Origin of the sequence: Devosia sp., from assembly GCF_041917035.1 — a bacterium.
Taxonomy (GTDB): domain Bacteria; phylum Pseudomonadota; class Alphaproteobacteria; order Rhizobiales; family Devosiaceae; genus Devosia_A.
In genome coordinates this window covers 1-8733 of the sequence record NZ_JAYRYM010000161.1, presented here as the reverse complement: position 1 = coordinate 8733, position 8733 = coordinate 1, and the positions used below count along the sequence as shown (strand labels likewise).

At 66.0% G+C, this 8733-nt stretch carries 10 protein-coding genes; 6 read left to right on the top strand and 4 right to left on the bottom strand.

Features of this window, described 5'->3' with window-relative positions:
• Positions 1-875: sialidase family protein (locus ACE3TU_RS15405; protein WP_374625727.1), on the top strand; the 875-nt coding region annotated here is incomplete at its 5' end.
• Here ACE3TU_RS15405 and ACE3TU_RS15400 read toward each other — a convergent pair.
• Positions 872-1654, bottom strand: coding sequence for an NAD-dependent epimerase/dehydratase family protein (locus ACE3TU_RS15400; RefSeq protein ID WP_374625725.1), 783 nt, complete (start codon positions 1652-1654; stop codon positions 872-874). The genes ACE3TU_RS15405 and ACE3TU_RS15400 overlap by 4 nt on opposite strands.
• Positions 1655-1776: 122 nt before the next feature.
• Entirely contained in the window at positions 1777-2652 is an 876-nt protein-coding gene (locus ACE3TU_RS15395; RefSeq protein ID WP_374625723.1) for a hypothetical protein, read from the bottom strand.
• Between the two features lie 206 nt (positions 2653-2858).
• Here ACE3TU_RS15395 and ACE3TU_RS15390 point away from each other — a divergent pair, with 206 nt between their 5' ends.
• Genes ACE3TU_RS15390 through ACE3TU_RS15370 form a run of 5 tightly spaced genes read left to right on the top strand, consistent with a single transcriptional unit; the run spans position 2859 to position 7261 of the window.
• Positions 2859-3860 (top strand): Gfo/Idh/MocA family protein, encoded by a 1002-nt coding sequence (locus tag ACE3TU_RS15390; RefSeq protein ID WP_374625722.1) that lies wholly within the window; start codon positions 2859-2861, stop codon positions 3858-3860.
• Positions 3860-4648 carry an SDR family NAD(P)-dependent oxidoreductase gene (locus tag ACE3TU_RS15385; RefSeq protein ID WP_374625720.1) on the top strand — a complete coding sequence of 263 codons (789 nt, stop codon included), beginning with the start codon at positions 3860-3862 and terminating at the stop codon, positions 4646-4648. Before ACE3TU_RS15390 ends, ACE3TU_RS15385 begins: the two co-directional genes overlap by 1 nt.
• A 10-nt stretch (positions 4649-4658) precedes the next feature.
• Complete coding sequence (locus tag ACE3TU_RS15380) at positions 4659-5627, top strand: Gfo/Idh/MocA family protein (RefSeq protein ID WP_374625717.1); 969 nt, start codon at positions 4659-4661, stop codon at positions 5625-5627.
• Positions 5627-6412 (top strand): SDR family oxidoreductase, encoded by a 786-nt coding sequence (locus ACE3TU_RS15375; protein WP_374625715.1) that lies wholly within the window; start codon positions 5627-5629, stop codon positions 6410-6412. The genes ACE3TU_RS15380 and ACE3TU_RS15375 overlap by 1 nt, the downstream gene beginning before the upstream one ends.
• Before the next feature lie 30 nt (positions 6413-6442).
• Positions 6443-7261 carry an HpcH/HpaI aldolase/citrate lyase family protein gene (locus ACE3TU_RS15370; RefSeq protein ID WP_374625713.1) on the top strand — a complete coding sequence of 273 codons (819 nt, stop codon included), beginning with the start codon at positions 6443-6445 and terminating at the stop codon, positions 7259-7261.
• Between the two features lie 4 nt (positions 7262-7265).
• Here the strand turns inward: ACE3TU_RS15370 and ACE3TU_RS15365 are convergent, their stop codons facing one another.
• On the bottom strand, positions 7266-7679 hold the full coding sequence (locus ACE3TU_RS15365) for a RidA family protein (RefSeq protein WP_374625710.1): 414 nt from the start codon (positions 7677-7679) through the stop codon (positions 7266-7268).
• On the bottom strand, positions 7676-8656 hold the full coding sequence (locus ACE3TU_RS15360) for a hypothetical protein (RefSeq protein WP_374625707.1): 981 nt from the start codon (positions 8654-8656) through the stop codon (positions 7676-7678). The genes ACE3TU_RS15365 and ACE3TU_RS15360 overlap by 4 nt, the downstream gene beginning before the upstream one ends.
• Between the last annotated feature and the right edge of the window lie 77 nt (positions 8657-8733).

The window sequence follows — 8733 nt, the reverse complement described above, 5'->3', positions numbered from 1 at the left end:
GGCTCAATCCGCGCGAGTCGACGCCGCCCGAGCAGGAGAGCTTCAAGCCGCTGCTGCTCGGCAATGGCACACTGGTCGCCACCGGATATGTGTTCGAACGCCCGGACCCGCTGCAGCCGATCGTCGATCCGGTAACGCAGGAATTGCCGCGCCTGGTCCCCAAGTTCAGCCTGTCGCGAGACATGGGGCAGACCTGGTCCGATACGCAACCGATCGACATCGGCGGGGCACCGCTCGAACTGTCGGGTCCGGCCACGCAACTGCCGACCGGCCGCATCATCGCGCCCGGATCGCCGTTTCACCTCCGGCGCACCGGGCACGCGGGCTGGGTTGTGGCGAGCGACGACGCCGGGGCAAGCTGGTTCAAGCTGAGCGAGTTCTACCGGGCTCCCGGGTCCGACATACATGCGTTCGAAAGCCGGCTCGTCGCCTGGGGCGAGGGCAGGGTGGCCGCGCTGTGGTGGGCGTATGACCACACGCGAGAGGTCAATCTCGACAACCACATCGCCTTTTCCAGCGATGGCGGGCAGAGTTTCGGGGCGGCGGTGGACACCGGCGTCAGGGGGCAGTCGTCGAGCCTCATCCACATTGAGGGCGAGACGCTGCTGACCATTCACACGCATCGCGAGGAACCGGCCGGACTGGTGGTGCGGCGAGTGAACGTCGCGGGCGACGGGTTCTTGATCGAGGACGAACTGGAGCTCTTCGCCGATCCCGCCATGGCGAGCACGACCGTCGACATGAAGCAGCAGTTCGGCGACCTCAAGTTCGGCCAGCCGTCGTTGCTGCGGCTCCAGGGCGGCGACCTGCTCGCCTATTGCTGGAGCTTCGAGAACCACCAGTACATCATCAAGGGCTTCCGCCTCGCTCTCTAGGCGAGGGTGGCCGCGTCGAAGACGTCGGACGAATCCACCGGGGTCCAGCCCAGCACCCGCTTGGCGTGGTCGGTATCACGCCAGCGCCGCGCGTTCTCGGAAATGGCGTGGAAGATGTCGAACTTCAGGTCCGGCGGAGCCGAGAGGCATTTGTCGATCATGCTGACAAGGTCCCGGTGCGACAGATAGCCGGGCAGTTCGCGCACCAGCGACGGCTTGTCGTCGGGCAGCACGGCGCCGACGCGGATGACCAGCACCGACATGCCGTACCGATCGGAGAACAGCCGGCCGGTGTGCTCGCCGAACAGCTTGCCGACGCTGTAGAAGGTATCGGGCCGCGGCGGATCGGTGTGGAGCAGCATGCGCTCGCCTTCCGGCAGGCGATCGAGCGTGCCGGCCGCGAGCCGGCCGTAGGGCGAGCCCTCGTACCACTCGTAGCCGATCATCGTGCTGCCGGCGCTGGCGAAGACGACGCGTTTGACGCCGGCCTCCTGCGCGGCGCGGTACATGTTCAGGGTGCCGCCCATGGTGACGCGCCGCACCTTGTCCCAGTCATCGTAGTCTTCGGTCTCGGCCGCGAGGTGCAGCACCATGTCCATGCCGGCGGAGGCCTGCCGCACCGCGTTGAGGTCGGTGATGTCGGCGATGGTGTGGGGAATGCCCTCCACCGGTCGGCGGCTGAGACCGCTGAAGGCATAGCGGTCGGAGAGATCGCGCACGACCAGGCGGCCGATCAGGCCGCTGGCGCCGGTGATGAGGACCCTTGGCTTCCGCGTCACCTTGTCTCTCCTCGCGATTGGCTACCCAAATATGCGATTGGCATGACAACATACCATCTGCAGGAGTCAAGCTGGAGGTGCGCTTCCGCCCGCTCGCTGACGGGAAGCGCGCATGCCGGCCGCTACGGAAACAGGCCGGGCAGGCGACGGTTCAGGCCGGCGTAGACCCTTCCTGCCAAGGAACTGACAAGCAATGTGCGGACCGGATCGGCGGGCCGAGGGCGGCCCTCGAGCACGGTCTTGGCGATCTCGTGGTTGGCACCCGCGTGAACCGTCATGGGCCGCAGCATGTGATAGTCGCTGTACTCGTGTCGCCGGGCCAGTGCCATCTGCAGGGCATTCGCCCTGTTGCGCATGCCGCTGCGGTCCAGTCGCCTGAAGCCGATCTGCCGGTCCGTCAGCTTCACCACATCCAGGTCGCCGCCGGCGCTGTCGACAAACCGGCGGAGAAGCACCTGATCCGTGGCCCAGCCCGGGCGCGCGGAGGTGCCGTCATAGTCCACCCCGGCCGCCCACTGCTTCACGACGTCCCGGGCCTCCGCGATGGTCGCGACGCGATGGCCGACGAGCTTCGCCCAGGTCGCCGGCGCCGCGGCGTTGTAGCACATGGCGACCTGATCAGGGTGATCCGCGAGGGCATTCGACCGATAGACGACAAATGACGTGTCGGGCACCCCAACCACGCTATCGACGAAGTAGCGACGATTCATCGGCAGCATGTCGATGTCCGAGATCAGGACTGCGTCCGATCCACCCATGAGTTGCGGAGCCAGAAGGCGGATGCACTGAGACTGCAGCCCGTCGCTCACGCCTTCGATGGGGGCAAAGTGCAGGATGTCTTCGTGCATCCCGGCGAGCGCGTAGGGAACCTCGTCCGCGACGAGCGCGAGAACGCAGCGGACGCCGACCAGCCTCGCCCAGACGGCGTGCACGAGCGGAAAGAAATCGATGTAGAGCGGGTTCGCGTCGCTCGAAACCAGGACGGTACTGAGTTTCACCGTCGTCGCTCCGCAGCACGGGTTCCCGGTGGCGGCAGCTTCGCACTGCCTGTCGTTCCCGGCAACCTTGTCGGGGTCGCCCCGACGGTGCGCCACGCGATTGACAGCATCAAATATACCATTAACATGACAACATACTAGTCTGAGGACGTCGTATCGGGGCCGCTTCTCGCGGTCCGGTTGTCTGGATTGCAGGGGCCTGGCGGGTGAAGAGAGTCCTCATTGTCGGCAGCGGCGGCATCGGTCGCCGTCATCTGAAAGGCTATGGCCAGACCGGGCGGGCGAGCCTGGCGATCGTCGAGCCTGACCCCGGCCGCAAGGCCGAGGCGATGGCGATGTTCGGCCTCACCGAGGCCTATGACAACATCGCCGATGCGGATCTCTCGAGCTTCGACCTGGCGGTGATCTGCGCGCCGGCGAACCACCATGTCGCCCTGATGCGGGCCTGCGCCGAGGCCGGACTCGCCTTCATGGTCGAAAAGCCGCTGGCGGTGACCATGGAGGGCGTCGACGCCGCCCTTGAACTTGTTGCGGGCAGGGGGATCGTCGCACGGGTCGGCTATGTGCGCCGGGTCGCCGAGGAGGTGATCGCGCTGCGCCAACAGATCCTCGCCGGCAAGATCGGGACCTTGCGGCTTGCCTACCTCAACTCCTCGCAGGAGTTTCCGAAATACCGCCCGGACTTCCAGCGCACCTACTACGCCCGGCCGGAGATGGGGGGTGGCGCCATCCTCGACGGCGCCAGTCACCTGTTCGACATGCTGATCTGGCTGATGGGCAAGCCGACGCACGTCACCTGCATGTTCGACCGGCTTGTGCTCGAAGGCACCGATACGGAGGATACCTGCCTGGTTTCGATCCTCTTCGAGAGCGGCGCCATGGCCAACGTTGAGATGAACCAGTTCCAGAAGCGCAACGTGGCGCAGTTCGAGTTCATCGGCACCAGGGGGAACCTGATGGTCGACCACTCCACGCTGAAATTCGCCGACGACGACAGCGGGCAATGGAAGGAACAGCGCGACTACATGGACGGGCTGGTGCCGGTCGAGGCACACCAGGCGCGCTTCAGGCTGCAGGCCAATGCCATGCTCGACGCCCTCGAGGGCAAGCCGTGCTGGCTGGCGACGCTCGACGAGGCGCGCGACAACCTCAGGGTGGCGCTGGCGGCCAAGCAGTCCTGGCTGGAAAAGCGGATCGTGAGCCTCTGATGACCAGCATTCCGGCCTTCGACCTCAGCGGCAGGGCGTTTCTCGTGGTCGGAGGTGCCGGCTACCTCGGCACGCCCACGGGCGAACTGATCGCGCGACTGGGCGGCGACGTCGTCATCGCCGACATCAGCGCCGAAAAGACCGAGGTGGCGGTCGCGGCGATCGAGGCGGTCGGGGGCACCGGCAAGGTTTCGGGCCTATCGATCGACATCGCCGACGAGGCCTCGATCCTGGCGGTGGTCCGGCAGGCGGCGGCCCGTGGCAACCTCGGCGGGGTCGTCATGTCGACCTCCGGCGCCTCCGGCAAGCGACTCGACGACCTGACGGCGGAGGATTTCGACCGCGCCAACCGCATCAACCTCACCGGGACGTTCCTGCTGGCGCGCGAAGCGGCGCGTCACATGGGGCAGGGCGGCAGTATCGTGCTCTACTCATCCATGTACGGGGTGGTGGCGCCGGTGATGGCCAACTATCCGCCGCCGATGCCGCCCAACCCCATCGAGTACGGCGCGGGCAAGGCCGGCATCGTGCAGATGGTGAAGTATCTCGCGGCGCACTATGGCCGCAGCGGCATCCGCGTGAATGCCATCGTCCCCGGGCCGTTCCCGCATCCGGCGACCGTCGCGGCCAATCCCGAATTCATCGGCAACCTCGAGCGCGCCACCATGCTGGGGCGGATCGGGGCGCAGCACGAGACCGCCGGTCCGACGGCATTCCTCTTGTCGCCGGCCTCGAGCTACGTGACCGGCCATGTGCTCACCGTCGATGGCGGCTGGACCGCCTGGTAAGGACCTTTCGATGACACCGAGCTTTCCGCTGACCAAGCCGGACCTGCGCCTCGCCATGCTCGGCATGGTCGAGGGCAACGGCCATCCCTATTCGTGGAGCATCATCTTCAACGGCGGCTACGACCGCGAGGCGCTGAATGCCTGCCCCTATCCCGGCATCCGCGACTACATCGTCAAGCAGCCGCCCGGGACGCTCGGCATTCCGGGGGCCAAGGTCACCCATGTGTGGACCGACGATCCGGCCGACGCGGTGTCCGTGGCCAAGGTGGCGCTGATCCCCAACGTGGCCAAACGGGCCGAGGACGTCATCGGCGAGGTCGATGCGGTGCTGGTGGCGACCGACAAGGGGTTCGAGCACGTCGAGCGGGCCCGGCCGTTCATCGAGGCGGGCATCCCGGTGTTCATCGACAAGCCGCTCTGCGACAACCGGGCCGACCTCGCGACGTTCGACAGGTGGGTGGGCGAGGGCAAGCCGCTGATCAGTTCCTCGGCGATGCGCTTCGCCAAGGAATACGTGCCCTACCACAAGGCTACCCACGCGCTCGGCCAGCTCCGGCATGTCGGGGTCTCCATGGCCAAGTCGTGGGAGGCCTACGGCATCCATGCGCTGGAATCGGTCTATCCGATCACCGGGCCGGGCTATGTCTCGGTGCAGAATGTCGGCGATGCGGAGAGCAACGTCGTCCATCTCCGGCACCGCGACGGCATCGATGTCGTCATCCAGGTGACGAGGGACATGTACGGCGCCTTCGGCATGCTGACGCTGGCGGGGACATCCGCCGGCCTGCAGCTCAAGTTCGGCGACACCTATCACGCGTTCAAGACGCAACTGGTCGGCTTCGTCGACTATCTGCGCACCGGCGTGCCGCCCGTACCCTGGGCAGAGACGCGCGAGCTGATGCAGCTCGTCATCGCCGGCATCGAGAGCCGCGAGCAGGGCGGGCGCAAGGTGTTTCTCAGCGAACTGGAGCAGCTGTAATGGGCGTTCTCGAGAGTTTTTCGCTCACCGGCAAGGTCGCCGTGGTCACCGGCGGGGCCGGGCTCTATGGCCGGCAGATCGTCGCGGCGCTGGCCGAGGCGGGCGCCAGGACCTTCATTGCGGCGCGCGATGTTGCCAAGCTCGAGGCAGTGGCAGCGGAGGAGCGGGGGCGCGGCTTCGACGTCACGGCGCTGCCGCTCGACCTGTCGCTCGACGCCTCGATCGAGGACCTGCACCGGACGGTGATCGCTCGGGCCGGCCGCTGCGACGTGCTGGTCAACAACGCCGTCACCCGTTCGGCGCTCGATGGCTGGGGCAACGATCTCGATGCCTTCGACAAGAGCCTGAGGGTCAATGCCTCGGCGCTGTTCAAGATCACGCACCTCTTCGGCACCACGATGCGGGCGCAGAAATCCGGCTCGGTGATCAATATCGGCTCGATGATGGGCATGGTCGGGGTCGAGATGGCCAACTATGCCGGTACCAACATGACCCCCAACCCCTCGCCGATCTATCACTACGAGAAGGGCGGCATGCTCAACTTCACGCGCTGGGCGGCGAGCATCCTCGGCGCCGACAACGTACGGGTGAACTGCCTGTCGCCGGGCGGCTTCTTCAACAACCAGCCGGCGCCGTTCGTCAAAGCCTATTCCGAGCGCACGCAGCTGGGGCGGATGGCCAACGATACCGACCTCAAGGGAGCGATCGTGTTCCTCGCCTCCGACGCCTCGGTCTACGTCACCGGCACCAATATCCCGATCGATGGCGGCTACACCGCCAAGTAGACGACAAACCGCTTTCGAGGAGAGACCGCCTTGTCCCAGCCGCAGCCCTACGCCGCGACGCCCGCCTCACGCTTCCGCTTGCGGCCCAGCCGCGTGCTTCGCACCATCCGCGAGGGCAAGGTGGCGCGCGTGCTCAAGCTCAACACCTCGGACGCCAAGGTGGCCGAGATCTTCGCGGCGGCCCAGCCCGATGCGATCTGGGTCTGCATGGAGCATACCTCGGCCACCTGGGAGCAGATCGAGAACCAGATCCGCGCCGCCAAGCTCTATGACGTCGATACGCTGCTGCGTGTGTCGCGGGGCAGCTACAGCGACTACATCCGCGGCTATGAAATGGATGCCGCCGGGCTGATCGTGCCGCACGTGATGAACGCCGACGATGCGCGGCGGGTGCGCGACATCACCAAGTTCGCGCCGGTCGGCAAGCGCGCGGTCGACGGTGGCAATAACGACGCCCAGTTCACCCGCGTCGGCTTCCTCGATTACCTCGAGAGCGCCAACCGCGAGCGCTTCGCCTGCTACCAGATCGAGGATCCGGAGGCGCTCGAGCATCTCGAGGCCATCGCCGAGATGGACGGGGTCGATTGCCTGTTCTTCGGGCCGGGCGACTATTCGGTCGCGACCGGCATCCCCGGCCAGATCCAGCATCCGGACGTCAAGGCGGTGCGCAAGCGGATAGCCGAAGTGGCGCGCAAGCACGGCAAGATCGCCGCGACCGTCGTCAGCCGCGAGCTGATCGGCGAGTATGTCGACATGGGCTACAACCTGCTCTCGGTCGGCGCCGACGTGATCGCCCTCGCCACCTATGCCGACGAGTCGATGGCGGCGTTCGACAGGGCGCTGGGCTGAACCCTCAGGTCGCCTGCTGCCGCGTCGCGTGGCGGTAGGCGACGCAATCGAGTTCGAACTTGAGCTTGGTGCCGAGCACGCCCACGATGGTGCTGCGGGTCGGCGCCGGCCGGCCGAAATACTCGGGATAGATGCGGTTGTAGAGCGCCCCGTCGGCCTCGTCGGCGAGGTAGGACTTGACGTTGATCACGTGGTCGAGGCTCAGCCCGCCGGCCTCGAGGATGGCCTTGAGGTTGGCGATCGAGCGGCGCATCTCGCCCTCGAAGCTGTCCGGGATGATGGCGCCCGTCTCGGCATCGACCGAGGCCTGGCCCGAGACATACATGAAGTCGCCCGCGATGATGCCGGGCGAGAAGGGCAGGTGCGAGCGGGCGCCCGCGTCGACGATCTTGAGGTGGGGCATGCGATCGGCCGTCATGGGTGGAAGGTCGCCGGGAAACTGAAGACCATCGCGCCGGGACGCCGGTCCTCGAGGTTGGAGTAGATGTCGGAAAGGACCTGCTTCATCCATTCGGACGAATTGACCTCGAAGCTCGGCCGGTTGCTGTCGAGCAGGTACGGATAGGCGACCGCCCGCGCGGAGATCGCGGGAATCCAGCTGCGGTGGATGTAACCGCAGACGAAATCGGGCCGGTAGCTTTCCAGCACGGCCTCGAGTTCGGCGGCGCCTTCGCCCGTTTCCTGGTCGACCGTTATCACCTTCAGCTGCTGCGGCGTCCCGCACGCGGCACAGGCGCGCTGGAAGGCCTCGAGGCGCATGGCCTGCTCGCTCGAGGCGATGGAGGAATTGAGGTAGAGGTACTTGTGCGTTTCGCCGTCGTGCTGGGCGAACATCTGCTTGAAGGCAGGTTCGAAGTCGAGGCGGTAGGCGTGGTACGGCAGTCCCTCGATGACCAGATCCATGATCGCCACCTGGCTCGAGGTGTCGGCCAGCTTGTCGAGGCGGGTCTCCTTGGTGATGCCGGTCAGGACCACAACGTCGAGCGCGTCCCACAGGTGGATCGGCATGCTCTTGTGGGTGAAGCTGCCCAGGATGAACTCATGCCCGTCCGAGACCACCTGCTTTTCGAATGCAACCACCAGCTTGGTGTAGAACTCGTTGTTGAAGATGCCTCCGCCGACAATGTCGCGGTTGTAGAAGAAACCGACCCGGTGGTGGGCCTCGCTCCACGGCGCACGGACCAGAAACGATCCCTTGCCGACCTGGCGGCGGATCACGCCCTCGGCCTCGAGGTCCTTGAGCGTCTTGATGACGGTGATCAGGGAGAAGTCGCAGAACTGCACGATCTCGTTCTGGGACTCGATCTTGTCCCCGATCCTGACCCCATTCGTCTTCCAGCGGCGGAAGAGAGTTTCCCGCAATTGCAGGTGCCGCGGCGACAGATCTATGTTCAAGGTGGATCTTCCCATGCCAGTAGTTCGGCGACTACTCCGCCTCCAACACACATACTGCTTCGCGCAAGGAAGCGACG

What these genes read in the sequence shown, in the direction of transcription:
- ACE3TU_RS15385 (WP_374625720.1), top strand. Translation starts at nt 3,860, where the DNA reads ATGACCAGCATTCCGGCCTTCGACCTCAGCGGCAGGGCGTTTCTCGTG.
- ACE3TU_RS15380 (WP_374625717.1), top strand. Translation starts at nt 4,659, where the DNA reads ATGACACCGAGCTTTCCGCTGACCAAGCCGGACCTGCGCCTCGCCATG.
- ACE3TU_RS15375 (WP_374625715.1), top strand. Translation starts at nt 5,627, where the DNA reads ATGGGCGTTCTCGAGAGTTTTTCGCTCACCGGCAAGGTCGCCGTGGTC.
- ACE3TU_RS15365 (WP_374625710.1), bottom strand. Translation starts at nt 7,679, where the DNA reads ATGACGGCCGATCGCATGCCCCACCTCAAGATCGTCGACGCGGGCGCC.